At 62.4% G+C, this 24,927-nt stretch carries 25 protein-coding genes; 13 read left to right on the top strand and 12 right to left on the bottom strand.

Features of this window, described 5'->3' with window-relative positions; translation table 11 throughout:
• Positions 1-11: 11 nt before the first annotated feature.
• The gene (pdxH, locus tag A0O30_RS05865; protein ID WP_105945868.1) at positions 12-659 is read left to right on the top strand and encodes a pyridoxamine 5'-phosphate oxidase; all 648 of its coding nucleotides are present in this window, start codon (positions 12-14) and stop codon (positions 657-659) included.
• Between the two features lie 42 nt (positions 660-701).
• On the opposite strand, the gene A0O30_RS05870 is transcribed toward pdxH, so the two are convergent.
• A complete protein-coding gene (locus A0O30_RS05870; RefSeq protein ID WP_105945869.1) occupies positions 702-935 on the bottom strand; it encodes a hypothetical protein in 234 nt (77 codons plus the stop codon).
• A gap of 147 nt (positions 936-1,082) precedes the next feature.
• Here A0O30_RS05870 and A0O30_RS05875 point away from each other — a divergent pair, with 147 nt between their 5' ends.
• Positions 1,083-1,547: a glycine zipper 2TM domain-containing protein gene (locus tag A0O30_RS05875; RefSeq protein WP_009684613.1), complete on the top strand. Its 465-nt coding sequence runs from the start codon at positions 1,083-1,085 to the stop codon at positions 1,545-1,547.
• A 69-nt stretch (positions 1,548-1,616) separates the two neighbouring features.
• On the opposite strand, the gene nhaA is transcribed toward A0O30_RS05875, so the two are convergent.
• The 8 genes from nhaA to A0O30_RS05915 form a co-directional block, all read right to left on the bottom strand.
• Complete coding sequence (gene nhaA / locus A0O30_RS05880; protein ID WP_105945870.1) at positions 1,617-2,792, bottom strand: Na+/H+ antiporter NhaA; 1,176 nt, start codon at positions 2,790-2,792, stop codon at positions 1,617-1,619.
• Between the two features lie 251 nt (positions 2,793-3,043).
• Entirely contained in the window at positions 3,044-4,651 is a 1,608-nt protein-coding gene (locus A0O30_RS05885) for an NAD(P)/FAD-dependent oxidoreductase (protein WP_016713793.1), read from the bottom strand.
• 103 nt (positions 4,652-4,754) lie between these two features.
• Complete coding sequence (locus tag A0O30_RS05890; protein ID WP_028698538.1) at positions 4,755-5,429, bottom strand: COG3650 family protein; 675 nt, start codon at positions 5,427-5,429, stop codon at positions 4,755-4,757.
• A 238-nt stretch (positions 5,430-5,667) separates the two neighbouring features.
• A complete protein-coding gene (locus tag A0O30_RS05895) occupies positions 5,668-6,369 on the bottom strand; it encodes an ABC transporter ATP-binding protein (protein ID WP_003254879.1) in 702 nt (233 codons plus the stop codon).
• The gene (gene livG, locus A0O30_RS05900) at positions 6,370-7,137 is read right to left on the bottom strand and encodes a high-affinity branched-chain amino acid ABC transporter ATP-binding protein LivG (protein WP_013973920.1); all 768 of its coding nucleotides are present in this window, start codon (positions 7,135-7,137) and stop codon (positions 6,370-6,372) included.
• The gene (locus A0O30_RS05905; RefSeq protein ID WP_016713795.1) at positions 7,134-8,390 is read right to left on the bottom strand and encodes a high-affinity branched-chain amino acid ABC transporter permease LivM; all 1,257 of its coding nucleotides are present in this window, start codon (positions 8,388-8,390) and stop codon (positions 7,134-7,136) included. Before A0O30_RS05905 ends, livG begins: the two co-directional genes overlap by 4 nt.
• On the bottom strand, positions 8,387-9,310 hold the full coding sequence (gene livH, locus A0O30_RS05910) for a high-affinity branched-chain amino acid ABC transporter permease LivH (protein WP_003254876.1): 924 nt from the start codon (positions 9,308-9,310) through the stop codon (positions 8,387-8,389). Before livH ends, A0O30_RS05905 begins: the two co-directional genes overlap by 4 nt.
• Before the next feature lie 185 nt (positions 9,311-9,495).
• Complete coding sequence (locus A0O30_RS05915; protein WP_105945871.1) at positions 9,496-10,611, bottom strand: branched-chain amino acid ABC transporter substrate-binding protein; 1,116 nt, start codon at positions 10,609-10,611, stop codon at positions 9,496-9,498.
• Between the two features lie 359 nt (positions 10,612-10,970).
• Between A0O30_RS05915 and A0O30_RS05925 the strand changes: the two genes are divergently transcribed.
• Together A0O30_RS05925 and A0O30_RS05930 are read left to right on the top strand one after the other, a co-directional pair.
• The gene (locus A0O30_RS05925; RefSeq protein ID WP_016713799.1) at positions 10,971-11,282 is read left to right on the top strand and encodes a DUF2288 domain-containing protein; all 312 of its coding nucleotides are present in this window, start codon (positions 10,971-10,973) and stop codon (positions 11,280-11,282) included.
• 169 nt (positions 11,283-11,451) lie between these two features.
• Positions 11,452-12,339: an NAD(P)-dependent oxidoreductase gene (locus A0O30_RS05930; RefSeq protein WP_105945872.1), complete on the top strand. Its 888-nt coding sequence runs from the start codon at positions 11,452-11,454 to the stop codon at positions 12,337-12,339.
• On the opposite strand, the gene A0O30_RS05935 is transcribed toward A0O30_RS05930, so the two are convergent.
• Positions 12,239-14,503 (bottom strand): bifunctional diguanylate cyclase/phosphodiesterase, encoded by a 2,265-nt coding sequence (locus tag A0O30_RS05935; protein ID WP_105945873.1) that lies wholly within the window; start codon positions 14,501-14,503, stop codon positions 12,239-12,241. The genes A0O30_RS05930 and A0O30_RS05935 overlap by 101 nt on opposite strands.
• Positions 14,504-14,824: 321 nt before the next feature.
• The gene (rapA, locus tag A0O30_RS05940) at positions 14,825-17,671 is read right to left on the bottom strand and encodes an RNA polymerase-associated protein RapA (RefSeq protein ID WP_105945874.1); all 2,847 of its coding nucleotides are present in this window, start codon (positions 17,669-17,671) and stop codon (positions 14,825-14,827) included.
• A gap of 162 nt (positions 17,672-17,833) precedes the next feature.
• Here rapA and A0O30_RS05945 point away from each other — a divergent pair, with 162 nt between their 5' ends.
• The 7 genes from A0O30_RS05945 to A0O30_RS05965 all read left to right on the top strand — a co-directional run bounded on the left by A0O30_RS05945 (position 17,834) and on the right by A0O30_RS05965 (position 22,638).
• Positions 17,834-18,529, top strand: a complete 696-nt coding sequence (locus A0O30_RS05945; RefSeq protein WP_105945875.1) for a M949_RS01915 family surface polysaccharide biosynthesis protein — start codon at positions 17,834-17,836, stop codon at positions 18,527-18,529.
• 62 nt (positions 18,530-18,591) lie between these two features.
• On the top strand, positions 18,592-18,921 hold the full coding sequence (locus tag A0O30_RS05950; RefSeq protein ID WP_016713804.1) for a hypothetical protein: 330 nt from the start codon (positions 18,592-18,594) through the stop codon (positions 18,919-18,921).
• A gap of 67 nt (positions 18,922-18,988) precedes the next feature.
• Positions 18,989-19,150: a hypothetical protein gene (locus A0O30_RS27820; RefSeq protein WP_177410251.1), complete on the top strand. Its 162-nt coding sequence runs from the start codon at positions 18,989-18,991 to the stop codon at positions 19,148-19,150.
• Positions 19,151-19,285: 135 nt separating this feature from the next.
• Positions 19,286-19,402 carry a cytochrome c oxidase subunit CcoM gene (ccoM, locus tag A0O30_RS28115; protein ID WP_008097462.1) on the top strand — a complete coding sequence of 39 codons (117 nt, stop codon included), beginning with the start codon at positions 19,286-19,288 and terminating at the stop codon, positions 19,400-19,402.
• A gap of 184 nt (positions 19,403-19,586) precedes the next feature.
• Complete coding sequence (locus tag A0O30_RS05955) at positions 19,587-21,575, top strand: FUSC family protein (protein WP_105945876.1); 1,989 nt, start codon at positions 19,587-19,589, stop codon at positions 21,573-21,575.
• Positions 21,562-21,768: a DUF1656 domain-containing protein gene (locus tag A0O30_RS05960; RefSeq protein ID WP_016713807.1), complete on the top strand. Its 207-nt coding sequence runs from the start codon at positions 21,562-21,564 to the stop codon at positions 21,766-21,768. The genes A0O30_RS05955 and A0O30_RS05960 overlap by 14 nt, the downstream gene beginning before the upstream one ends.
• Before the next feature lie 12 nt (positions 21,769-21,780).
• Positions 21,781-22,638 carry an HlyD family secretion protein gene (locus A0O30_RS05965; RefSeq protein WP_105945877.1) on the top strand — a complete coding sequence of 286 codons (858 nt, stop codon included), beginning with the start codon at positions 21,781-21,783 and terminating at the stop codon, positions 22,636-22,638.
• A gap of 35 nt (positions 22,639-22,673) precedes the next feature.
• Here A0O30_RS05965 and A0O30_RS05970 read toward each other — a convergent pair whose 3' ends face one another.
• Positions 22,674-23,432 carry an SDR family NAD(P)-dependent oxidoreductase gene (locus A0O30_RS05970; RefSeq protein WP_105945878.1) on the bottom strand — a complete coding sequence of 253 codons (759 nt, stop codon included), beginning with the start codon at positions 23,430-23,432 and terminating at the stop codon, positions 22,674-22,676.
• Between the two features lie 112 nt (positions 23,433-23,544).
• Between A0O30_RS05970 and A0O30_RS05975 the strand changes: the two genes are divergently transcribed.
• Positions 23,545-24,462, top strand: a complete 918-nt coding sequence (locus tag A0O30_RS05975; RefSeq protein ID WP_105945879.1) for a LysR family transcriptional regulator — start codon at positions 23,545-23,547, stop codon at positions 24,460-24,462.
• Between the two features lie 117 nt (positions 24,463-24,579).
• The gene (locus A0O30_RS05980; RefSeq protein WP_105945880.1) at positions 24,580-24,906 is read left to right on the top strand and encodes a DUF2025 family protein; all 327 of its coding nucleotides are present in this window, start codon (positions 24,580-24,582) and stop codon (positions 24,904-24,906) included.
• Positions 24,907-24,927 lie beyond the last annotated feature (21 nt).

Here is a 24,927-nt window from a genome sequence, read left to right on the forward strand (position 1 = left end):
GGAACGCAGCAATGACCCAATCCCTGGCCGATATGCGCCGCGACTACACCCGTGATGGCCTGGCCGAAGCCCAGGCTCCGGGGGAGCCGTTCGCCCTGTTTCACCAGTGGTTTGCCGATGCGGTGAAAACCGAGCAGGTACCGGTGGAAGCCAACGCCATGACCCTGGCCACTGTCGACGGCGAAGGCCGCCCGCATTGCCGTGTGCTGCTGCTGAAGGGGCTCGACACGCGTGGTTTTACCTTCTTCACCAACTACGACAGCGCCAAGGGCCAGCAGCTGCAAGCCAACCCCTTTGCAGCCATGACCTTCTTCTGGCCGGCGCTGGAGCGCCAGGTGCGCATTGAGGGGCGGGTGGAAAAGGTCACGGCCAAGGAGTCGGACGACTACTACCAGGTGCGCCCGCTGGGCAGCCGCCTGGGGGCCTGGGCTTCGCCGCAGAGCCGGGTGATTGCCGGGCGTGAAGAACTGGAGGGGCTGGTCAAGGCAACTGAGGCGCGCTTCTCGGACACCCTGCCCCATTGCCCTGAGCATTGGGGTGGGTACCGTTTGCTGCCTGAGCGCATCGAGTTCTGGCAGGGTCGGGCTAGCCGCCTGCATGACCGGCTGAACTATCGGCTGGTCGATGGGCAATGGCAGCGCGAGCGCCTGGCACCCTGAAAATGTTGGGGCCGCAAAGCGGCCCCAATACTCGACCAGAGGCTACCCCACATACCCCGCAGCCTCCCGCTCCAACCACCCTGCCAATTGCTTGCGCCCCACCTTTTCCACCCGCGCTTGCTCCAGCCGCTGCAGCATGTACGCGCGTTTCCCCACATCCGCCCCCGCCAATGACAACGCCAGGTCACGGTCCACCCAGCGGCGCATGCGCACATACAACCACCCGTGAAAATACAGCCCTGCAACGGTGGTGACCACGACGATGAAGTAATCCATGGCTATCCTTGGTCTCACTTGAAAGGCCTTCGACACAGCCCCGCAGGCTGTACCCCGGCTGAATGAAAACAATTTTATTACGTTTGTACCGTGACAGCCGTCAATGTGCAGCGTCTAATGAGCACCTGACTTATGGAGACTTTACCCATGCGTAAATCCGCTTTGCTGGTGGCGACTTTTACCACCATGTCGCTGCTGCTGGGGGGCTGTGCCTCAAGCCTGACCGGTGATAGCTACTCCCGTGACGAAGCCCGCCGCGTGCAAACCGTGCGCATGGGCACCATCGAATCCCTGCGCCCGGTCAAGATCGAGGGTACCAAAACCCCGATCGGTGGCGGCGCTGGCGCCATCGTGGGTGGCGTTGCCGGTAGTGCCGTAGGCGGTGGCCGTGGCAGCATCGTGGCAGCTGTTATCGGTGCTGTCGCCGGCGGCCTGGCCGGGTCTGCTGCCGAGGAAGGCCTGACGCGCACCCAAGGCGTCGAGATCACCGTACGTGAGGACGATGGCAGCATGCGCGCCTACGTTCAGGCCGTGCAGGAGAACGAAATCTTCCGCGTGGGCGACCGTGTACGCATCATGACCGTTGACGGTACCAGCCGCGTTTCGCACTGACCGCCGCACGGTAAAACAAAACCCCGACATGGCGCCTGCCAGTCGGGGTTTTTTCATGCGTCAGCCAACTCAGCCTGCGTGGGTTTTGCGGCTGGCCATGGCGGTGACGGCATAGCCGATCACTGCGGCGAAGAACGAGCCGGTAAGAATGCCCATGCGGTCCATGCCGGCGTATTCGCTGCTACCCGGCACAAAGGCGAGCGAGCCAACGAACAGGCTCATGGTAAAGCCAATGCCGCAGAGTATCGCGACCCCCAGCAATTGCCCCCAGCCGGCCCCAGCAGGCAGCGCGGCCAGTCGTAGCTTGACGGCCACCCATGTCAGGCCGAAAACCCCCACGGTCTTGCCCAGCAGCAGGCCGACCGCGATGCCCATCGGCACGGGGTGAGTGAAGCTTTCTACGGTCATGCCTGCCAGCGAGACACCGGCGTTGGCGAAGGCGAACAGCGGCAGGATGGCGTAGGCCACCCACGGGTGCAGGGCATGTTCAAGCGCCAGCAGCGGCGAAGTTTCGGCGTTGCGTGTGCGCAGTGGAATGCACAAGGCCAGGGCGACACCCGCCAGCGTGGCATGCACGCCACTTTTGAGCACACAGACCCACAGGATCAGGCCAACGACCATGTACGGCCCAAGCTTGACCACGCCAAGCCGGTTCATCGCCACCAGCACCACCAGGCAGGCCGCAGCCAGCAGCAGCGACACGCTCGACAGGGTGCCGGAATAGAACAGGGCGATGATGATGATTGCACCCAGGTCGTCGATGATCGCCAGGGTCATCAGGAACAGCTTCAGCGACACCGGCACGCGCTTGCCCAGCAAGGCCAGTACGCCGAGGGCGAAGGCGATGTCGGTGGCGGTGGGGATCGCCCACCCGGCAACGGCGGCAGGGTCTTCGCGGTTGATGAACCAGTAGATTAGCGCGGGTACCACCATGCCGCCGATAGCGGCCGTGGCAGGAAGCACGATCTGCGAAGGTTTGGACAGGTGGCCATTGATCACCTCGCGTTTGACCTCTAGGCCGATCAGCAGGAAGAACAGCGCCATCAGGCCATCGTTGATCCACAGCAGCAACGGCTTGGCGATGTTCAACGCGCCGACCTGGACAGCGACGGGAACGTCGAGCAGGCCGCTGTACAGGTAGGATAGCGGTGAGTTGTTGATGATCAGTGCCAGTACGGCGGCGGCGATCAGCAGCAGGCCGCTGGCGGCTTCAAGCTGGAAGAAGCGGGTGAACAGGCTACGCACGGGCTATAGGCTCTCCATGAGCAGTTTACGAATGGAACGGGCGTACACCCTAGCCTGTGACTATATGCTTTAAAACAAAAACCATATTCGTTTTTGTTATATGTTGTTGCTGACAGGCCTGGGAGAAGCCTAGATGGAACTGAGGAAGGAAGGGGGAGGGGAAGCCTGATGTTGGGGGTGGATTATTCTGATGCCTGCCAGCACCCTTTCGCGAGTAAGCCCGCGAAAGGGTGCTGGCAGGCAATCAAGCATCAGAGGCCGAGCATATCCCGCGCCACTGCCTCGGCGATGCGAATGCCATCGACACCCGCCGACAGGATCCCGCCCGCGTAGCCGGCCCCTTCACCTGCCGGGAACAGGCCTTTCAGGTTCAGGCTCTGGTAATCCTCACCCCGGGTAATCCGCAATGGCGACGAGGTACGTGTCTCGATCCCGGTCAACACCGCGTCATGCAGGTTGTAACCCTTGATCTGCCGGTCGAATGCCGGCAATGCCTCACGGATTGCCTCGATGGCGAAGTCCGGCAGGCTCGGCGCCAGGTCGCCCAGGGTCACGCCCGGCTTGTAGGACGGCTCGACACTGCCCAGCGCGGTCGAGGGCCGACCCGCTACAAAGTCGCCTACCAATTGCGCAGGCGCCTGGTAGTTGCTGCCCCCCATCACATAAGCATGGGCTTCCAGGCGCTCTTGCAGCTCGATACCGGCCAGCGGGCCACCCGGGTAGTCTCGCTCCGGGTCGATGCCGACGACGATGCCGGAGTTGGCGTTGCGCTCGTTACGCGAGTACTGGCTCATGCCGTTGGTCACCACCCGGCCCGGCTCGCTGGTAGCCGCGACCACGGTGCCGCCCGGGCACATGCAGAAGCTATACACCGAACGGCCGTTCTTGGCGTGGTACACCAGCTTGTAGTCGGCAGCGCCCAGTTTCGGGTGGCCGGCGTACTTGCCCAGGCGCGCCTTGTCGATCAGCGTTTGCGGGTGCTCGATACGGAAACCGACCGAGAACGGCTTGGCTTCCATGTACACGCCTTTGGCGTGCAGCATGCGGAAGGTGTCGCGGGCACTGTGGCCCAGCGCCAGGACCACATGGCGCGAATGCAGCTGCTCGCCGCTCTCCAGCACCACGCCGGTCAGCTGGCCGTCTTCGACCAACAGGTCGGTCACCTTCTGCTGGAAGCGTACTTCGGCACCCAGGGCGATCATGTCCTGACGCATCTGCTCGACCATGCCGGTGAGGCGGAAGGTACCGATGTGCGGTTTGTTGATGTACAGGATCTCGTCGGGCGCACCGGCCTTGACGAACTCTTCCAGCACTTTGCGGCCGTGGTGCTGCGGGTCCTTGATCTGGCTGTACAGCTTGCCGTCAGAGAAGGTGCCGGCGCCGCCTTCGCCGAACTGCACATTGGACTCGGGGTTGAGTACGCTTTTGCGCCACAGGCCCCAGGTATCCTTGGTGCGCTGGCGTACTTCCTTGCCACGTTCAAGGATGATCGGCTTGAAGCCCATCTGTGCCAGCAGCAGGCCGGCGAAGATGCCGCAGGGGCCGAAACCGACCACGATCGGGCGTTCCTGCAGGCCTGCCGGGGCCTGGCCGACGAACTTGTAGGTGACGTCCGGCGCTGGGCCGATGTTGCGATCGTCGGCGAACTTGCTGAGCAGTTCGGCTTCGTTGCTGGCTTCCAGGTCGATGGTGTAGATGAACAGCAGTTCGCTGTTCTTCTTGCGCGCATCGTAGCTGCGCTTGAACAGGTTGAAGCTGAGCAGTTGCTCGTCGCGGATGCCCAGGCGCTGGACGATGGCTTCACGCAGAGCTTCGTCGGGATGGTCCAGGGGCAGCTTCAGTTCGGTGATTCGTAGCATGGCAGGGTCCAGTATCCCGGCCATGGGCGGCCGGCGGCTTTACACAAACCGCCAAGTATAAGCTGTTAGCCGCCCCGACTGGCAGGATAAAAGCGCCCGGCGATCAGTTGTCGCGTGCGCCGCCGTAGTAACCGCAGCCCTGCAGGGTCTTGCCGTCGATGCGCAGCTCGGCACGCAGGTGGTGGATGGCACCGGTGGCGTTGTCTACACAGCGCTGCGGTGCGACCCACAGTTCCACATGCTGGTTGTTGGCTTCGCTGGTCAGGGTCAGGCCGCCGCCGGGTACTTCTTCTTCCAGGAAGGGCAGGGGCAGGGGCTCCTGGCCGACGCGGTTGAGCACCATGCCCTTGCCACTGGCCTTGATGTCCCACTCCGGTTCGTGGCCATTGGCGCGCAGGGTCAGCTGCTTGAAGTTGGGGTCGTCACAAGCTCGGGTTGAAGGTTCCAGGCGGTACAGGCGGCGCACTTCCAGCTGGCCATCATTGTTGGCCTGCTTGCTCCCGGTAAGGCGCCCGCGCACGTCGGCGAACAGCTTGTCGTTGGCGTCCTTGGCGAGGTTGGCGGCCTCTTGCAGGATGCCCGTCGCACCGACATCGTTGATCACGAAGGTGCGGTTTTCGCTGCATGGCTTGAACAGCAACTGGCCACCGGCGGCACGCAGTTCGCCCTGCATGCGCGTGGTGCCGATGTTCGGGTCGCTTGGCGGGCTAGCCATCAGTTGGCAGCCGGCGAACAGGGGCAGCAGGGCGGTGAGCAGCAGGGTGGGGGTGAGGCGCATGGGGCGGGCTCCGGGGAATCTTTGCCAAAGAGCTGGCCACGTTACTCAGGCTGGCGCGGGATCACAAGTTAATGGTTGCCTGTACCGGCCCTATCGCCGGCAAGCCAGCTCCCACAGGTCACCACAATCTTCACGAGCTGTGGAGTCCTGTGGGAGCTGGCTTGCCGGCGATAGGGCCGGTACAGGCATTACATTTCTGACAGGCAAAATAAAGGGCCAGTAGTTGGCCCTTTATTTATCAACCGCCGAGGTACGCGTCGCGCACCTTCGGGTCAGTCAACAATGCTTCACCCGTGCCCTGCATCACCACCCGGCCGTTTTCCAGCACATACGCCCGGTCAGCAATCTTCAGCGCCTGGTTGGCGTTCTGCTCCACCAGGAACACCGTCACGCCATCACGGCGCAGCTGTTCGATGATGTCGAAGATCTGCTGGATGATGATCGGTGCCAGGCCCAGCGACGGCTCGTCGAGCAGCAGCAGCTTGGGCTTGCTCATCAGTGCCCGGCCAATGGCGAGCATCTGCTGTTCACCACCGGACATGGTGCCGCCACGCTGGATGTAGCGTTCCTTCAGGCGCGGGAACAGCTGCAGCACCTTGTCCAGCTGCTCCTGGTAGTCGCCCTTGTCGGTGAAGAAACCACCCATCGCCAGGTTTTCCTCGACGGTCAGGCGGGCGAACACGCGGCGGCCTTCCGGCACGACGGCAATACTCTTGCGCATGATGTGCGAGGACGGCTGGCCGACCAGTTCTTCACCCAGGTACTTGATGCTGCCACTGTGCGCCTGCGGCGAGCCGCACAGAGTCATCAGCAAGGTCGACTTGCCAGCGCCGTTGGCGCCGATCAGGGTAACGATCTCGCCCTGGTTGATCTCCACGTTGACGCTGTGCAGCGCCTGGATCTTGCCGTAGAAGGTGGAAACGTTTTCGAACTTCAGCATTTACGCTTCCCCCAGGTAGGCTTTGATCACATCAGGGTTGTCGCGGATCTCTTCCGGCGTGCCGTGGGCCAGGGGGGTGCCCTGGTTGATCACCACGATATGGTCGGAGATGCTCATCACCAGCTTCATGTCGTGCTCGATCAGCAGCACGGTGACGTTGTGCGACTCACGCAGGTAGGCGATCAGTGCCTTGAGGTCTTCGGTTTCTTTCGGGTTCAGGCCCGCAGCCGGTTCGTCGAGCATGATGATGCGCGGCTGGGTCATCATGCAGCGGGCGATTTCCAGGCGGCGCTGCTGGCCGTAGGCGAGGGTGCCGGCGGTACGGTTGGCGAACTCGGTCAGGTTGACCTTCTCCAGCCAGTACTGCGCGCGCTCCATGGCCTCTTTCTCGCTGCGACGGAAGCTCGGGGTCTTGAACAGGCCGGCGAAGAAGTTGGTATTGAGGTGACGGTGCTGGGCGATCAGCAGGTTTTCCAGCGCGGTCATTTCCTTGAACAGGCGCACGTTCTGGAAGGTCCGCACCACGCCCTTGCGGGCGATCTGGTGGCCGGCCAGGCCCTGGATCGGCTGGCCATCGAGCAGGATGGTGCCACCGCTGGGCTTGTAGAAGCCGGTCAGGCAGTTGAACACGGTGGTTTTGCCGGCGCCGTTCGGGCCGATCAACGCCACCACCTGTTTTTCCTTGACGGTCAGGCCTACGCCGTTCACCGCCAACAAGCCGCCGAAGCGCATGCTCAGGCCGCTGACTTGCAGAATTTCGCGGCTCATCGACGCAGCTCCATGTGTGGACGTTGCATAGGCAGCAGGCCTTGCGGACGCCAGATCATCATCAACACCATCAGCGCACCGAACATCAGCATCCGGTATTCGCTGAACTCACGCATCAGCTCGGGCAGCAGGATCATCACGATGGCCGCGAGGATCACGCCCAGTTGTGAGCCCATGCCGCCGAGCACGACGATGGCGAGGATGATCGCCGACTCGATGAAGGTGAACGACTCCGGCGTCACCAGGCCTTGGCGTGCAGCGAAGAAGCTGCCGGCGAAACCGGCGAAGCAGGCACCCAGGGTGAATGCGGAGAGCTTGATCACGGTCGGGTTCAGACCCAGCGCACGGCAGGCAATCTCGTCTTCACGCAGGGCTTCCCAGGCGCGGCCGATCGGCATGCGCAGCAGGCGGTTGATGACGAACAGCGCCAGCAGGGCCAGCAACAGCGCCACCAGGTACAGGAAGATCACCTTGTTGATCGAGTTGTATTCCAGCCCGAAGAACTCGTGGAAGGTCTGCATGCCCTCGGCGGCGCGGCGTTCGAAGGTGAGGCCGAAGAACTCCGGCTTGGGGATGTTGCTGATGCCGTTGGGGCCGCCAGTCCAGTCGGTGAGGTTACGCAGGAACAGGCGGATGATCTCGCCAAAGCCGAGGGTCACGATCGCCAGGTAGTCACCACGCAGGCGCAGCACCGGGAAGCCAAGCAGGAAGCCGAAGGTGGCGGCCATCAGGCCGGCGATCGGCAGGCACACCCAGAAGCTCCAGCCCAGGTAGTGCGAGAGCATGGCGTAGCTGTAGGCGCCGACGGCGTAGAAGCCCACGTAACCCAGGTCGAGCAGGCCCGCCAGGCCGACCACGATGTTCAGGCCCAGGCCCAGCAACACGTAGATCAGGATCAGCGTGGCGATGTCGACTGCACCGCGCGAGCCGAAGAACGGCCATACCAGTGCCGCGACGATCAGGCCAATGATCACGTAGCGTTGGGTCTTGGGCAGGGTGAGGTAGTTGCTGACGGCCGGCGGGATCAGCTTGCGATCCGAACGGCTGCCCATCACCGCACTCCACTGCTTGTCGAACAGCACGCGCAGGAACATCAGCACCGAACACACGGCGATGATGCTGATGGTGAACGACCCTTGGCTGTGCACGGCCAGGCTGATGCCGTCGATGCTCAGTTTCAGGCCCAGTACCGGGAAGGCCACGGCCCATACCAGCAAGGCGCTGAAGAACGCCTGTTTGAGATTTCTGTTCATACTTTTTCAACCTCCGGGCGGCCCAGGATGCCGGTCGGCCGGAATAGCAGGACAAGAACCAACAAGCCGAATGCCACCACGTCCTTGTACTGGTCGCCGAAGATGTCGGCACCGAACGCTTCGGCCACACCCAGCACCAGCCCGCCGAGCATGGCGCCCGGGATGCTGCCGATGCCACCCAGTACCGCCGCGGTGAAGGCTTTCAGGCCCACCAGGAAACCGGCGTTGGGGTTGATCACCCCGTACTGCATGCTCAGCAGCACGGCCGCCACGGCGGCCAGGGCGGCACCGATGACGAAGGTGAGGGCGATGATGTTGTTGGTGTTGATGCCCAGCAGGTTGGCCATCTTGATGTCCTCGGCGCAGGCGCGGCAGGCGCGGCCCAGGCGGGAACGGGAGATGAACAGGGTAAGCAGGGTCATGGCCACCAGGGTGACCACGAACACCAGGACCTGCATGTAGCTGATCAGTACTTCTTCAGCACCACCTGGCCCGAAGGAGAAACTGCCGGGGATCAGGTTGGGGATGGACTTGTCCTTGGAGTCTTGCGACAGCAAGACGGTGTTCTGCAGGAAAATCGACATGCCGATGGCGGAAATCAGCGGGATCAAACGGTTGCTGTTGCGCAGGGGGCGGTAGGCAACGCGCTCGATACTGTAGCCATAGGCACTGGTGACGAAGATCGTCGCGACGAAGGCGACGGTCATCAGGATAGGCAGCGAATGGATACCCATCATGGCCAGGCCCGCCAGGGCGATGAAGGCCACATAGGAACCGATCATGTACACCTCGCCGTGGGCGAAGTTGATCATGCCAATGATGCCGTACACCATCGTGTAGCCGATGGCGATCAAGGCATAGGTGCTGCCGATGGTCAATCCATTAACCAGTTGTTGGAAGAAATGGTAGATCTCAGGCATTACAGCGCTCCTAAAAACCTGATTTGCATTTCGCTGGCGGGGGTAGGCCAGGAAACCGCGGGTGACGGTTTTAAGATTTTCAGGTGAGCCTGCCCCCGGATCGCGGGGATCGGGCCCATGAACCTCGTAAAACAAAGCCCACTGCTCGCACAGTGGGCTTCTTCGGTCAGCTATTAGTCACGCAGTTACTGAGGGGAGACTTCGGTCTTCGGCTTGCCGAAGTGCCATTCGTAGACCACGAATTTGAAGTCTTTCAGGTCGCCCTTCTCGTCGTACGACAGGGTGCCGGTCGGGGTCTTGAAGGAGCCGGCGTGGATGGCGGCGGCCACCTTGTCGGTGTCTTCGGACTTGGCGGCCTTGATGCCCTGGGCGATCAGCTCGACAGCCGAGTAGGCAGGGAACACGAACGGGCCGCTTGGGTCCTTGCCGTCAGCCTTGATGGCGTCGACGATCTTCTTGTTCTCCGGGTCGGCATCGAACGACTTCGGCAGGGTGACCAGCAGGCCTTCGGAGGCGCCTTGAGCGATCTGCGAGATGGAGTCGTTACCCACGCCTTCCGGGCCCATGAACTTGGCTTTCAGGCCCTTTTCCTGCGCCTGGCGCAGGATCAGGCCCAGCTCTGGGTGGTAGCCGCCGTAGTAGACGAAGTCGACGTTGTTCTGCTTGAGCTTCTGGATGATCGAGGAGAAGTCCTTGTCGCCGGCGTTCAGGCCTTCGAACACGGCAACCTTGGTGCCTTTCTTCTCGAGGGTTTGCTTGACCGCGGTGGCGATGCCTTCACCGTACTGCTGCTTGTCGTGCAGTACTGCAACCACTTTCGGCTTGACGTGGTCGGCGATGTAGTTGCCGGCAGCCGGGCCCTGGGCGCTGTCCAGGCCGATGGTGCGGAAGATCAGCTTGTAGCCACGGGCGGTGATTTCCGGCGAGGTGGCGGCCGGGGTGATCATGATCACGCCTTCGTCTTCGTAGATGTCGGACGCTGGCTGGGTGGAGCTGGAGCACAGGTGGCCGATGACGAACTTGACGCCGTCGTTGACCACTTTGTTGGCGACTGCCACGGCCTGTTTAGGGTCGCAGGCGTCGTCGTATTCCTTGGCTTCGAGCATCTTGCCATCGACGCCGCCCGCGGCGTTGATATCCTTGATGGCTTGCTTGGCGCCGATGAACTGCATGTCGCCGTACTGGGTCACAGGGCCGGTTTTAGGGCCAGCAATCCCGATCTTGATGGTATCGGCGGCAAACGAATGGCTGGCTACCCCGGCCAGTACCATTGCGGCGAACAGCTTGGAAATCTTGATCATAGTGCTCCACTCATTCTGTTGTAATTCTTATAGTCCTGGCGGCCAGGGCTACAGACCGGGCGGGATTTGCGGCGTGGCCATGCCAACGCGCAAGCCCACCTTCCCCCGGAACATGTCCCGGAACTGTACCGGTACAGTGTAGAGCGCTGTTCGAGCGCTTGAAAAGCGGTCGAAAAGTGCCTGTTTCCTGGGTTGTCGCTTGATCGACAGAAAGATACAGAAAGGCGCCATCAAACTGCCTGTATCTGTGACCCCACCCCACAACTTCGGGGTCAATCGACCAAATTACATATTTGAAACCGGGTTTTTCTGCAAAAATGCCGGCCTTTTTTATTGGCCGATTTTTGCGGATACCACCCATGACTGATCAAACAAGCACCCTCTATGCCAAATTGCTTGGCGAGACGGCAATCATCGAGTGGAAAGCGCTGGAGCGTTTCTGGGCCAAGGGTGACCTGATTTGGGTCGACCCCAGCCTGGACCTGATCACCGTTGCCGAGGCGATGGCCGAGAATCGCAGCGAGATCTTCGCCAAGTGGCGTAGTGATGGCACTGTTGGGCCGGTGTCGGCCGAACAAGCGCTGGACCTGCAAAGCCGCGATCCAGAGATCTGGGCGGTAGTGGTTTCGCCGTTCATCGTGATTCAGGTGAAGGGCCCGGAAGTGGCGTGATCGTTTTTGGTGCGCAAAAATGCGCAGCAGCCCCTTATTGGTGCTTGAAAGCATTCAAGGCGAGTAGAGGGAAGTAACAATTCGGCGTGGCGGTAACAGTTTACGGGATGCGTAATGTGTCTACCCCTCTGCCAACCTGTAAAACAATTCGAATAGTCGGGAGTCATTGATGAGCACTGCACTACCTTCGCTTGGATTCGCCGGCATCGGCCTGATGGGCCTGCCCATGTGCCGACGCCTGTTGGCAGCGGGATACCCGCTGACCGTGTGGAACCGCAGCCCGGACAAGTGTGCGGCGCTGGTCGAGGCCGGTGCGCGCCTGGCCAACAGCCCTGCCGAACTGTGCCAGGGCAGCGACATGGTACTGCTGTGCCTGGCCGATACGGCTGTGGTGCGCGAGGTAGTGTTCGGCGAACACGGCATTGCCCAGGGTGGACGCAGTGGCCAGTTGCTGATCGATTTCTCCAGCCTGGAGCCCACCGCCACCCGTGAAATGGCTGCCGAGCTGGCCGCACTGTGTGGCATGGCCTGGCTGGATGCCCCGGTGTCCGGCGGCACGCCCGGTGCCGAAGCCGGTACCCTGGCGATCATGGTCGGTGGCGAGGCGGTTGACCTTGAGCGTGCCCGGCCGGTGTTGCAGGTACTTGGCCAGCGGGTGACGCATATGGGGGCGGTGGGCGCAGGCCAGGTGACCAAGGCTTGTAACCAGATGATCGTGGCGTGCAACGCCTTGGTCATTGCCGAAGTCGTGGCGTTGGCCGAGCAGTCCGGGGTGAATGCGACGTTGATCGCCGAAGCGTTGGCCGGTGGCTTTGCTGACTCCAAGCCCCTGCAGATCCTGGCGCCGCAAATGGCCGAAAGCCGCTTCGAGCCGATCAAGTGGCATGTGCGCACGCTGCTCAAGGACCTTGATGGCGCAGTCAAATTCTCCCGCGAGCAGGGTTCGGCGACGCCGCTCAGTGGCCTCGCCGCGCAATTGATGCGCCTGCACGGTAGCCAGGGTTACCTGCAAAAAGATCCGGCGACCCTGGTAGAACTTTACCGTAACAAGGGTTGAGCACGCCTTCCTGACGCTGCAACCGCTCCAGCAGTGGTCGCAGCTCGGCCAGTGGTACCGGGCGACCCAGCAGGTAACCCTGCAGATAGTCGCAGCCGTGGGCTTTGAGGAACGCCTGTTGCTCCGCGGTCTCTACGCCCTCACTGACCACCTGCAAGTGCAGCGTGTGTGCCATGACGATGATCGCCTGGACGATTTCCCGATCTTTTTGGCTACCCGGCACATCCTGCAGGAACGTGCGGTCGATCTTCAGTACATCCAGCGGCAGGCGTTTGAGGTAGGCCAGAGACGAGTAACCGGTGCCGAAGTCGTCGATCGACAGCGCCACACCCAGGGCGCGAACGCGCTTGAGCAGGTTCACCGTGCGCTGGAGATCACCCATGAGGGCGTTCTCGGTCACTTCCAGCTCGAGTTGCCGGGCGCAGAGCCCGGCGTGAAACAGTGCTTTCTCCACTTCGTTGGGTAGCTCGTCATGGCTGAGGGTCACGGCCGAGCAGTTGACCGTGACCTTGAAGTCGCCGTAGCCATAGCGCTGCAGGTGGGCCAGATCGCTGCAGGCGTGGCGCAGTACCCACAGGTCGAGGTCGATGATCAGGCCGTTGGCTTCGGCAATGCCGATAAAGCGTTCGGGGCCGAGCAGGCCATGTTGCGGGTGCTGCCAGCGCACCAGGGCTTCCAGCTTGGCCAGTAGCCCGCTGCGCATGTCGAAGATGGGCTGGTAATGGACGCAAAGCCCGCGTTCTTCGAGCAGGGCCATGCGCAGTTCTTCTTCCAGTTGCAATGCCATGGTGGCCTGGGTCTTCAAGTTGTCGTTGAAGAAGTTCAGGCTGTTGCGCCCGTTGTCCTTTGACTGATACAGGGCCAGGTCGGCATGTTTGAGCAGCTCTTCGACGCTGGTGCCGTCGTCAGGGAAGATGCTGATACCGATGCTGGTGGTCATGACCATGCGCCGGCCACCCAGGTCGATGGGCTCTTTCATTCGTTGCATGATGCGCTGGGCCAGATGGCGGGCTTCGTCGCGGTTATTGAGGCTGGTGACGATGCAGAACTCGTCGCCCCCGAAGCGCGCGACCAGGTCCTGGCTGCGGGTGGCGGCCTTGATGTGGTTGGCGATCACCTTGAGCAGCTCGTCACCGGCGTCATGGCCGAGGCTGTCGTTGATGCGCTTGAAATGGTCGATGTCGAGGAACATCACTGCCAGGCGGCTTTCACTGGCCTGGTGTTCGGCCAGCCGCTCGGCAAACACCTGGTTGAAGCCACGGCGGTTGACCAGATTGGTGAGCGCATCGTAATGCGCCGCTTGTTGCAGCGAGGCGCGGGCCTGGTCCAGCTGGCTGAGTAGCACGCTGACCCGGCGCAGGTCGTGCTCTTTACTCTGCAACTTCTTGTCGGCCAATGCGGCACTGATACTGGCACCACTGATGAGCAGGGTGATGAAGCCGATGCCAAGCCCAAGTTGCAGGCTGTTGTCGCCAGAAGGCAGGCGCAGGGCGGTATCGGCCGGGATGACCAGCGTCATGGCCGACATCGCGGTGAAATGGGTAGCGACGATACCGGCCGCCATCAGCAGGCTGGCGCCGTACTTCATGGCCTGGTACAGGGTGCCGCTGCCATTACGGAAGTAACGGGCCAGGCACAACGCGGCCAGACTGGTGAGCAGGGCAATGGCGCCAGAGGCCAGCAGCAGGCCGGTCTGGTAATACTGCACGGCGCCGGTTTCCATGGCAGCCATGCCGACAAAGTGCATGAGAATGATGCCCAGGCCAATCAACACTGCGCTTTGCACAAAGTGATGCGTGCGCATTTGTGTGCGTTCCAGGCTGTGCATGGCCAGCCAGGCTACGCCCAGGGCGATGAGCAGCGAAAGAATGGTCAGGGAAACGTCGTAGTGCACTTCCACCGGCGCCTGGAACGCCAGCATGCTGATGAAGTGCATGGCCCAGATGCCACCGGCCAGGCAGCACGCGCCGAGCATGTTCCATTGGCGGTGGGCAGTGGGTTCGGGGCTGTGGGATTGTCGCTCGGCCATGTCGAGCGTGGCGAAGCAGGCCGCGCAGGCAACGAAGTAGGCGAGCAGAACCAGGAACGGTTCATGGCGGCAATCAATGACGATACGCCCGGTTGCCGGCAAGTCGGCGAACAGTTGCAGCCCTAGCCATTCCATGGAATGCCTCTTGATCGAGTTTTCACTCGTCTGCGCTACAACCCTGTGCAGACTGTCCAGAGGCAGTATAGGAAGGAGTATTTAAGCCTTCCTGACTAATGGCACATTGATTCCAATGATTTGGTTATCAGTGTGATTGCAGCCAGGAATAATAGAGTTTGGACTGTGATACGGGGGGCTCGTGAGATCAGGGCTGCTGCGCAGCCCATCGCCGGCAAGCCAGCTCCCACAGGTACAAGGCAAAACTTGAGATCTGCTCTGTACCTGTGGGAGCTGGCTTGCCGGCGATGGGCCGCAAAGCGGCCCCAATAGCTCCGGGTTTTAGCCCGCTACCAGCACGCGAATGGCTTCCAGGCGCAGGGCGGCCTTTTCCAGCATTGCCAGGCCATCTTCACGCTGCTTGCGCAGGGCGTTGATTTCGCTGTCACGCACACTCGGGTTGACCGCTTGCAGTGCCACCAGGCGGGCCAGCTCTTCGTCGGCCTCTGCCGCCAGGCGGCGTTGGGCTTCGGCGACGCGCTCGATGTGGGTCGGCAAGATTTTCTCTTCACCACCACTGATACGCTTGGCCAGCACATCGCGCTGGGCCTGGACGAACTTGTTGGCGCTGGCGCGTGGCACGCTTTCGAGCTGGTCGTTGAGGGTTTCGAAGGCCACGCGCGATGCCAGGTCGTTGCCGTTGGCGTCGAGCAGGCAGCGCAGTGCCGCCGGCGGCAGGTAGCGGCCCAGTTGCAGGCTGCGCGGAGCCACCACTTCGCTGACGAACAGCAGTTCGAGTAGCACGGTGCCCGGTTTGAGCGCCTTGTTCTTGATCAGCGCCACGGCGGTGTTGCCCATCGAGCCGGACAGTACCAGGTCCATGCCGCCCTGCACCATTGGGTGTTCCCAGGTGAGGAACTGCATGTCCTCGCGCGAAAGCGCCTGGCCACGGTCGTAGGTGATGGTCACACCTTCGTCGTCGCCCAGCGGGAAGCTGGCGTCGAGCATCTTCTCGCTTGGCTTGAGGATCAGGGCATTCTCGGAATGGTCTTCGCTGTCGATGCCAAAGGCGTCGAACAGGGTTTCCATGTAGATCGGCAGGGCGAACTGGTCGTCCTGTTCAAGAATGGCCTCGACCAGCGCCTGGCCCTCGCCAGCGCCGCCAGAGTTGAGCTCCAGCAGGCGGTCGCGGCCAGTATGCAGTTCGGCTTCCAGGCGTTCGCGCTCGCTGCGGGCGTCGGCCACCAGCGTATCCCAGGCCTTGCTCTCGCCACCTTCGAGCAGCGGCAACAGGCGCGGGCCAAACTGGTGTTGCAGGGCGTTGCCGGTCGGGCAGGTGTTGAGGAAGGCGTTGAGGCCTTCGTGGTACCACTGGAACAGGCGCTCTTGCGGGCTGTCCTGCAGGTACGGGATGTGCAGCTGGATAGTGTGCTTCTGGCCGATCCGGTCCAGGCGGCCGATGCGCTGTTCGAGCAGGTCGGGGTGCGCTGGCAGGTCGAACATCACCAGATGGTGGGCGAACTGGAAGTTACGGCCTTCGCTGCCGATCTCGGAGCAGATCAGCACCTGCGCACCGAATTCTTCGTCGGCAAAGTAGGCGGCGGCACGGTCGCGTTCGAGAATGCTCATGCCTTCATGGAACACCGACGCCGGGATGCCGGAGCGCACGCGCAGGGCGTCTTCCAGGTCCATGGCGGTTTCGGCGTGGGCGCAGATCACCAGCACTTTGGTGCGCTTGAGCATCTTCAGGGTATCGATCAGCCAGTCGACGCGCGGATCGAAACGCCACCAGCGTTCGTCGTCGGCTACCTCACCCTGGGCCTGGAAGGCCACTTCCGGGTACAGCTCAGCGTGTTCGCCAGCCGGCAGGTCGCGGTATTGCTCGGGCGTGGCGAGCGGGTAGGGGTGCAACTGGCGCTCAGGGAAGCCCTGAATTGCGGCACGCGTGTTGCGGAACAGCACGCGGCCAGTGCCGTGGCGGTCAAGCAGTTCGCGAATCAGGCGCGCACTGGCCTGGGTATCGCCATCGTTGACCGCGGCCAGCAGGGCTTCGCCTTCGGCACCCAGGAAGCCCTGGATGGTGGCGTGCGCCTTGGGCGACAGGCGGCCCTCGTCGAGCAGTTCCTGTACGGCCTCGGCGACCGGGCGATAGTGCTCGCTCTCGGCACGGAAGGCGGCCAGGTCGTGGAAACGGTTGGGGTCGAGCAGGCGCAAGCGGGCAAAGTGGCTGTCCTGGCCAAGCTGCTCTGGGGTGGCGGTGAGCAGCAGCACGCCCGGGATCACCTGGGCCAGTTGCTCGACCAGGCCATATTCGGCGCTGACCTGATCTTCGTGCCAGACCAGGTGGTGCGCTTCGTCGACCACCATCAGGTCCCAGCCGGCAGCAAACAGCGCATCCTGGGCTTTTTCGTCGTCGACCAGCCACTCCAGGGCAACCAGCGCGAGCTGGGCGTCCTCGAACGGGTTGCTGGCGTCGCTCTCGATGAAGCGTTCAGCGTCGAACAGGGCTACCTGCAGGTTGAAGCGGCGGCGCATTTCCACCAACCACTGGTGCTGGAGGTTTTCCGGTACCAGGATCAGTACGCGGCTGGCACGGCCCGACAGCAACTGGCGGTGAATCACCAGACCAGCCTCGATGGTTTTGCCCAGGCCCACTTCGTCGGCCAGCAATACGCGCGGGGCGCTGCGGTCGGCGACTTCGCGGGCGATGTGCAATTGGTGGGCGATCGGTTGCGCGCGGCAGCCGCCCAGGCCCCACAGTGCCGACTGCATCTGCTTGCTGGTGTGCTGCAGGGTGTTGTAACGCAGGCTGAACCACGACAGTGGGTCGATCTGCCCGGCGAACAGGCGGTCGCTGGCCAAGCGGAACTGGATGAAGTTCGACAGCTGGGTTTCTGGCAGGGTACGCGGCTGGTTCTGCCCGTCCAGGCCGTGGTACACCATGAGCCCGTCGATGTCCTCGACCTCGCGCACGGTCAGCTTCCAGCCCTCGAAGTGGGTGATCTGGTCACCGGGCGAGAAACGCACGCGGGTCAGCGGCGCATTGCGCAGGGAATACTGGCGGGTGTCGCCAGTGGCCGGGTAAAGCACGGTCAACAGGCGGCCATCCTGCGCCAGGATGGTACCCAGGCCGAGCTCGGCTTCGCTGTCGCTGATCCAGCGTTGCCCCGGTTGATACTGCTGCGCCATACTGCCTGAACTCCCGCGATGAAAAAGCCGATTATGTTAACGGATCGGCCGGTCAGACCAAAGTGCGAACGCACCGAAAGGTGCCGAACGACAACAGGAAGTAAGTCAGTCTAGCTGTTTCATCGCCTCGCACTGTGCAGCCGACGAGGGCACCGCTTCTATATGTCTGCCAAGCACCGCTGGATGAGCGCTTCCATGGCCGTGGGCAGCCTGCTGCTGCTGAGTGCCTGCGAGCAGAAGAATTTCGAGACCTTGCCACCCATTCCGATGGAACAGCTTGAAGTGCTGGGCGTCCAGACACCGATCAAGAGCGTGCACTACCGTGACCGCGACGGTGAAGGCCTGCTGGTACTGAGCCGCAGCGATGGCCAGGCCAGTGACCCGGAAAGCGAACAGGAAGTGGACAAGGTGGTACTCAAGGCCACCTTGTACGGGCGCACTGCCGAAAGCGATGCATTCAAGGCGCGTTGGCAGATCGAACAGGAAACCACCTGCCCGGGGCTGGACCTGGACGTGGACTTCTACACCGACGTCAGTGATGTCAGCGACTTGAACAAGGACGGTGTCGCCGAGGTGACGGTGGCCAGTCATGCCTTCTGTGGCGGCGGTATCGACCCGCACGACATCGCCATCGAGATGCGCGAAGGGCAGGCCAGCTACACCATTACCGGCCAGTCGCTGATCACCCCGGCGGGCGAGGAACCGGTCGGTGGCGAGCGCGAGGACAGTGCCTCGCTGAAAACCGCGCCGCAGGTATTGCGCGACCATATGGACGCAGTCTGGCAGCAGGTTTACAAGCGGCCCTGGAGCGAAGCCAGCCCGCCAGATGACGACGAGCCTGACGACGAAACCGAGTAAATGTTGTCCATGACTTCAAGGTAAACCCGCACCTGCCGATACAGGGGCACAGGAGAACGTCCATGCTGCCGCCGATCATTCCGCTCAGTGCCGCCCCGGTGACCTCGCAACAGGACCCGGTCAAACCCACCCCCGACATCAAACCGGTGGTGCCGACGCAGCCTGCGTCCGGCGAAAGTGCCATCGACCTCAAGCACCAGCGTGACCCGCAAGAGCAGGCACTGTTGCTGCGCGATGAGCAGCGTCGCCAGCAGCAACGCAGGCAGAAGGGCGATCAGGAACGCTACAGTGCCATGCCCGGTGATGAGGTCAACGCCGACAACACCGTGCCGGTGGCCCCGTTGATGGGCGAACACGTACGCCAGGGGCTGCTGGTGGACATCGAAGTCTGACAGGGGGCTGGTCAGCACCTGCGGCTGGCCTCATCATGCAAGTCTCAGTTGATCGTCGAGCCCACCCATGAGCCAAGACAACCTCATCGATTTCGATGCCGAACGCGCCAAGCGCGTCCACGACCTCAAGGAAAAGCGCCTGAACGACATGCGCAACGCGTTCGAGCAGGCCCTGCCGCTGAACAGCACCAAGAAAAAGAAACCCAAGAGCAAGCCGAAGAAGCGCTGAAATTTGACGCAGGTCAACCCTGCACCCGCCTCGCGTGCCCGGCCTCGGGCACCATTGATCCCGATCAATTTTCCCCCCCGCCACATTGGTTACCTTGCACCCATCGGACAACGGCAAACGAATGGGGAGGCCAGCATGTTTTTCGACAACGTGGTTATCGCCGGTGTGGTAACGGTCGGGTTGATGTTTGCCTTCTTTGCCGGTCTGGGCATTTTCATCTGGAAGGACTCGAACAAGCGCAAGCCGCGCTGACCTTCCGGGTACACGAGCACGCAAGGCATTTAGGGCGACTTCGGTCGCCCATTTTTTTTGCCTGGGATTTGTGCTTTGGTTGCATGGCGACAAAGATGATTAGCTAGCTAATTATTCATTTCCACTTTATCCTTCTCCCCATTGTCTATCTTTTCTACAAGACCATCCCCGCAAGGTCCGCTTCGTGCCCATTACCCTCCAGGCCCTGTTCGCCCCCAGCAGCCTCGCCCTCAAGTTCGCCATCAAGACCCTGCTCGGGGGTGGCCTGGCGTTGTGGCTGGCGATGCGTTGGGGCCTGGAGCAACCGGCATGGGCACTGATGACCGCTTTCATCGTCGCCCAGCCGCTGTCGGGCATGGTGGTGCAGAAGGGCCTGGCGCGGCTGGCGGGTACCTTGGTTGGCACCGTCATGTCGGTGCTGTTCATTGGCCTGTTTTCGCAGACCCCAGGTTTGTTTCTGCTCACCCTGGCCCTTTGGCTGGCCCTGTGCACCGCCGCCTCTACCCAGCTGCGTAGCGCCTGGGCCTATGCCTTCGTGCTGGCCGGCTACACCGCCGCCATCATCGCCTTGCCGGCCATCGACCACCCGCTGCAGGTGTTCGACCAGGCGGTGGCGCGCTGCACCGAGATCTGCCTGGGCATTTTCTGCGCCACCGCCAGCAGTGCCTTGCTCTGGCCCATGCGTGTGGAACAGCAACTGGGCGGGCAGGCCCGACAGGCCTGGCAGAACGGTCTGCAAGCCGCCAGTGCCATGCTGGGTGGCGAGGACGAGGCGCGCAAAGGCTTGCTGGAGAGCCTGGGGCGTATCGTGGCCATCGACAGCCAGCGCGAACATGCCTGGTTCGAAGGCAACCGTGGCCGGCAGCGTGCCCGTGCCATTCGTGGGCTCAGCCAGAAGCTGATGGTGCTGTTGCGCATCTCCCGTTCGGTGCGCCGTCAGTGGCGGCAACTGGATGAGCGGGAGGCTGAGCACCTGGCGCCCTGGTTGCACGACGTGCGCACACTGTTGGGCAAACCCGACAAGCCTGGCTTGTTACTGCTGCGCCAACGTATCTGGGATGCCGCCCACGATGAGCAGATCAGTTCGGCGGAGCACTTCTGCCTGGCGCGCATGGCCCTGCTGCTGGATTACGCCATGGCTGCCGGCCAGGCGCTGGAGGATGTGGAAGCGGGCAGGGCGCCCAAGGATGTGTCCCAAGGCCTGGCTGCGCACCGCGACTGGTCGCTGGCCTTGCTGTTTGGTTCGCGCAGTGCGCTGGCCTTTCTGGTTATGAGCGGGTTCTGGCTGGCCACGGCCTGGCCTTCGGCGCCGGGTGGCCTGGTGCTGACCTGCGTAGTCTGTAGCCTGTTCGCCAGCCGTGAGAACGGCGCGCAGATTGGCTTGAGTTTTTTGCGCGGGATTTTCCTGGCCATACCTGCTGCGTTTCTGGTCGGGCAAATTGTGCTGCCGCAATGGAGCAGCTTCGCCATGCTGTGCCTTGCCATGGGTGTGCCGCTGTTTCTGGGTGCGCTGGGCATGGCCCACCCCCGTACCGGGGCCACGGCCACCTCCTATTGCCTGCACTTCATCGTGTTGGTGTCGCCGCTCAACGCCATGCAGTTCGGTGTGGCGTCCATGCTGAACAGTGCGTTGGCCATGTTGGTGGGGGTGTCTGCAGCGGTCATGGCCTTCCGTTTGCTGGTGTTCCGCCACCCGGCCTGGCTGGGCCGGCGACTGCGCGCAGCCACCCAGAGCGACCTGGTGCGCCTGACCCGGCGCGACCTGCGTGGGGCCGACAGCTGGTTTGGCGGGCGGATGGCTGACCGCCTGATGCAACTGGCGCGGCATGCCAGTGAACTACCGGAAGACGAGCGCAAGCGTTGGGACGACGGCCTGCATGGGCTGGACATTGGTGATGAGCTGGTACACCTGCGCATGTGCCTGGCGGTCGCCCAGGCCCCCTTGGGGCGTGCCGAGCGCGAGTACCTGCAACAGGTGGAGGCGGTACTGGCCAAAGGGCCTGCCGCCGGGCGCGGGCAGCGTCTGGACACCGCCAGTGAGCAATTCATCGCGGCCCTGCGCCGGCTGCCTGCCAGCGACCCGCTGCGGCTGGCTGAAGGTGCGGTGCTGCAACTGCAAAAAAGCTGGGGCAAGTGGTGCCGCTGGCAGGAGGAAGCCCATGGGGTTGCGTGAATGGGAAGTGGGCGGCGTGCTGCTCAGCCCGTTTCTGCTTTATGTGTTGCTGGCGTTGCTGCTCACCGGCCTGTTGCGCCTGGTGGTGCAGGCCACGCCGCTGGGGCGCTGGATCTGGCATGAGGCGCTGTTTGATGCGGCGCTGTTCGTTTGTGTGTTGTTCCTGGTGGTACGCCTGCTGGGGCCTTTATGAAGGAGTGTTTCGATGCGTGCGGCCATACGTACCTTGGTGACGCTGTGTGTGGTGGCCTTGGCCGTGTTGGCCGGCTACCAGCTGTGGCAGTACTACATGCTTACCCCCTGGACCCGCGACGCCCGTGTGCGCGCCGATGTGGTGGTGATTGCGCCTGACGTGTCCGGCTGGGTACGCGGGCTCAAGGTCCATGACAACCAGCAGGTCAAGGCGGGCGACCTGTTGATGAGTATCGACCGCGAGCGCTTCCAGGCCGCGTTCGACCAGGCCAGCGCCGTGACCGAGACCCGCGCCCAGCAGTTGCGCCTGCGCGAGCGCGAAGCCGCCCGGCGCACGGCCTTGGGGCCCGAGGCGATCAGTGCCGAGTTGCGTGAAAACGCCCAGATCAATGCGGCCATCGCCCGTGGCGAGTTGCACGAAGCCGAGGCGCAGTTGCAGGTGGCCAGGATCAACCTTGCGCGCAGTGAAGTGCGGGCGCCGCGCAGCGGGCATATCACCAACCTGCGTCTGGCCGAAGGCAACTATGTGAACACCGGGGAAGCGGTCATGGCCCTGGTGGATGATTCAACCTTCTATATCCAGGCGTACTTCGAGGAAACCAAGCTGCCACGTATTCGTGTGGGGGATACCGTGAAAGTCTGGCTGATGGGGGCGGGTGAGCCGATGCAAGGGAATGTGGAGAGCATCAGCCGCGGTATTACCGACCGCAACAGCAACCCGGACAGCCAACTGCTGCCGGAAGTGGAGCCTACCTTCAACTGGGTGCGCCTGGCCCAGCGCATACCGGTAAGGATTCGCCTGGACCAGGTGCCGGAAGGGGTAACCCTGAGTGCGGGGATGACGGCCAGTGTGCAGGTGCATGAGCAGTGAAAGCGGGGCCACTGTGTGGCCCCAAACTGGCGGGCTCAGAGGAACATCCCGCCCGACACCTCCAGCCGCTGCCCGGTAATCCAGCCATTACCGTCTTCCAGCAACAGCGCAATGGCCGCCCCGATGTCATCTGGCAAGCCCACGCGCCCCAACGCCGTGTTGCCGGCAATGAAGGCATTCACCTGCTGGTTATCCCGCACCACCCCGCCGCCAAAATCCGTCTCGATTGCCCCCGGTGCCAGAATGTTCACGCGGATGCCACGCGCACCCAGTTCCTTGGCCTGGTAGCGGGTCAGCACTTCCATTGCACCCTTCATCGCGGCATAGGCGGCATACCCTGGCAGCGCAAAGCGCGCCAGACCGGTGGAAATGTTGATGATGCGGCCATTGTCGACCAGCAGTGGCAGCAGACGCTGGGTGAGGAAGAACGGCCCTTTCAGTTGAATGTTCAGCAACTGGTCGAACTGCGCCTCGGTGGTATCCACGTACGGCACATTCAGCCCGATCCCGGCATTGTTTACCAGGAAGTCGAAACGCTCGCGGCCAAAGTGCTGCTGCAGGGTCACGCCCAAACGCTCGGCGAAACTGGCAAAACTGCTGCTGTCGCTGACGTCCAGTTGAAGCATGGCGGCCTTGACCCCGGCCTGTTCCAGCCGTGCGACCACCGCGTGGGCTTCGTCCGCCTTGCTGTGGTAAGTGCCGATGACATCGATACCGCGTGCAGCCAGGTGTTCGGCAGCATTGCGACCGAGGCCGCGGCTGGCGCCAGTGATCAGGGCAATTTTGCGGGTCATGGTGAAAACCTCATGGTGGGTGGATGAGGACAGGTTATTGGTCGCTGTCTGGCTGTTAAATCCTGCAAAAACGGAAATACTGTTCGCAAAAACCGGATAGTCGAGGCCCGCAGTGAACAAGCTTGAGTTATTGCGCACCTTTGTGCGGGTGTGTGAGGTCAACAGTTTCACCTTGGCCGCCGAGCGCCTGGGGTTGCCACGGTCGACCGTGTCGGAGCAGGTGAGGGCGCTGGAACGCTTGCTGGGCACACAGTTGTTCAACCGCACCACCCGGCGTGTGCAGGCAACCCAGGATGGCGCCTTGTTGTACGAGCGTAGCAAGGACCTGCTATCGGGCATGGACGAGATCGAGAGCCTGTTCCGTGCCGATGATGCCGAGCTGGCCGGGCGACTGCGCATCGACCTGCCGACCATGATGGCCCGTCGGGTCATCATCCCGGCGCTGCCGATTTTCATGCAGCGTTTTCCGCAGCTGGAAGTGGAGCTTAGTTGCACCGACCGCCAGGTTGACCTGCTGCGCGAAGGGTTCGATTGCGTGATGCGTATTGGCGCCTTGCATGACCTGGACGTGGTGGCACGGCCGGTCGGGCAATTGAGCATGCGTAACTGTGCCAGCCCTGCCTACCTGGCCCGTTATGGCATGCCGCGTACCTTGCAAGACCTGGCCGGGCACCAGTTGGTGCATTACGTACGCACCTTGGGCGCACGCAGTGCCGGTTTCGAATACGTGCAAGGCGGTGAACTGCAGTACCAGGCCATGGCCGGTGGGGTCACGGTCAACAATGCCGAGGCCTATTCGGCGGCTTGCCTAGCCGGGCTGGGGCTGATCCAGGTGCCGGCGGTAGGTGTTGACGAGTACCTGCGGCGAGGTGAACTGGTTTCGGTGCTCGAAAACTGGCAGGCCCCGGCTATGCCTGTCTCTTTGTTGTATGCACGGCAGCGGCATGTGCCCCGCCGGGTCCAGGCCTTCATGCAGTGGCTGGCGGAGCTGTTGCGCTCTCAGGTCGATGCGGTAAACGGTGAGCGCTGAAAACCATGGCGCGTTCATGCGCACCTGCGTTAGGCTGCGGCTTGCGAGTTGCCCGGTAGAGGCGACCGTTCCCCCGCCAGGCGTGCGTATCTTCCGATATCATTGCGAGGTTACGTCATGGCCATCACTTCCCAGGACATCTGCAACGCTGCCGACCAGCTCAAGGGCTTTGTCGGTTTTCATGGCAAGCGCGGTGTCCATATTGTGCGTTTTTCCGAGGATTCGTTCGGCATGGACGTGGCCGACGACAGCATTACCCCGTGCAACGAGTTTGTCTGGCGACCTGAGCAAGGGCTGCGCATGGCGTTGTGTCGTGAACGGCTGGCGCTGTTGCTGGAGCAGCATGTGGATGACCGCTTGAATATTGGTGAGCCGCTGCGTGCTTACCTGCGCCGCCAGGACCTGCCAGAGATCGTGGCCGAGCGCAGCCTGCAACAGCCCTGATGCCTCCAGCAGGAGCTGACT

The sequence above is a fragment of the Pseudomonas sp. LLC-1 genome (assembly GCF_002992185.1).
Classification (GTDB): domain Bacteria; phylum Pseudomonadota; class Gammaproteobacteria; order Pseudomonadales; family Pseudomonadaceae; genus Aquipseudomonas; species Aquipseudomonas monteilii.

Excerpts from the sequence above, each read along its gene's own strand:
- pdxH (WP_105945868.1), top strand. The coding sequence starts at position 12 with ATGACCCAATCCCTGGCCGATATGCGCCGCGACTACACCCGTGATGGC.
- A0O30_RS05870 (WP_105945869.1), bottom strand. The coding sequence starts at position 935 with ATGGATTACTTCATCGTCGTGGTCACCACCGTTGCAGGGCTGTATTTT.
- A0O30_RS05875 (WP_009684613.1), top strand. The coding sequence starts at position 1,083 with ATGCGTAAATCCGCTTTGCTGGTGGCGACTTTTACCACCATGTCGCTG.
- A0O30_RS05885 (WP_016713793.1), bottom strand. The coding sequence starts at position 4,651 with ATGCTACGAATCACCGAACTGAAGCTGCCCCTGGACCATCCCGACGAA.
- A0O30_RS05890 (WP_028698538.1), bottom strand. The coding sequence starts at position 5,429 with ATGCGCCTCACCCCCACCCTGCTGCTCACCGCCCTGCTGCCCCTGTTC.
- A0O30_RS05895 (WP_003254879.1), bottom strand. The coding sequence starts at position 6,369 with ATGCTGAAGTTCGAAAACGTTTCCACCTTCTACGGCAAGATCCAGGCG.
- livG (WP_013973920.1), bottom strand. The coding sequence starts at position 7,137 with ATGAGCCGCGAAATTCTGCAAGTCAGCGGCCTGAGCATGCGCTTCGGC.
- A0O30_RS05905 (WP_016713795.1), bottom strand. The coding sequence starts at position 8,390 with ATGAACAGAAATCTCAAACAGGCGTTCTTCAGCGCCTTGCTGGTATGG.
- livH (WP_003254876.1), bottom strand. The coding sequence starts at position 9,310 with ATGCCTGAGATCTACCATTTCTTCCAACAACTGGTTAATGGATTGACC.
- A0O30_RS05915 (WP_105945871.1), bottom strand. The coding sequence starts at position 10,611 with ATGATCAAGATTTCCAAGCTGTTCGCCGCAATGGTACTGGCCGGGGTA.
- A0O30_RS05925 (WP_016713799.1), top strand. The coding sequence starts at position 10,971 with ATGACTGATCAAACAAGCACCCTCTATGCCAAATTGCTTGGCGAGACG.
- A0O30_RS05930 (WP_105945872.1), top strand. The coding sequence starts at position 11,452 with ATGAGCACTGCACTACCTTCGCTTGGATTCGCCGGCATCGGCCTGATG.
- A0O30_RS05935 (WP_105945873.1), bottom strand. The coding sequence starts at position 14,503 with ATGGAATGGCTAGGGCTGCAACTGTTCGCCGACTTGCCGGCAACCGGG.
- rapA (WP_105945874.1), bottom strand. The coding sequence starts at position 17,671 with ATGGCGCAGCAGTATCAACCGGGGCAACGCTGGATCAGCGACAGCGAA.
- A0O30_RS05945 (WP_105945875.1), top strand. The coding sequence starts at position 17,834 with ATGTCTGCCAAGCACCGCTGGATGAGCGCTTCCATGGCCGTGGGCAGC.
- A0O30_RS05950 (WP_016713804.1), top strand. The coding sequence starts at position 18,592 with ATGCTGCCGCCGATCATTCCGCTCAGTGCCGCCCCGGTGACCTCGCAA.
- A0O30_RS27820 (WP_177410251.1), top strand. The coding sequence starts at position 18,989 with ATGAGCCAAGACAACCTCATCGATTTCGATGCCGAACGCGCCAAGCGC.
- ccoM (WP_008097462.1), top strand. The coding sequence starts at position 19,286 with ATGTTTTTCGACAACGTGGTTATCGCCGGTGTGGTAACGGTCGGGTTG.
- A0O30_RS05960 (WP_016713807.1), top strand. The coding sequence starts at position 21,562 with ATGGGGTTGCGTGAATGGGAAGTGGGCGGCGTGCTGCTCAGCCCGTTT.
- A0O30_RS05965 (WP_105945877.1), top strand. The coding sequence starts at position 21,781 with ATGCGTGCGGCCATACGTACCTTGGTGACGCTGTGTGTGGTGGCCTTG.
- A0O30_RS05970 (WP_105945878.1), bottom strand. The coding sequence starts at position 23,432 with ATGACCCGCAAAATTGCCCTGATCACTGGCGCCAGCCGCGGCCTCGGT.
- A0O30_RS05980 (WP_105945880.1), top strand. The coding sequence starts at position 24,580 with ATGGCCATCACTTCCCAGGACATCTGCAACGCTGCCGACCAGCTCAAG.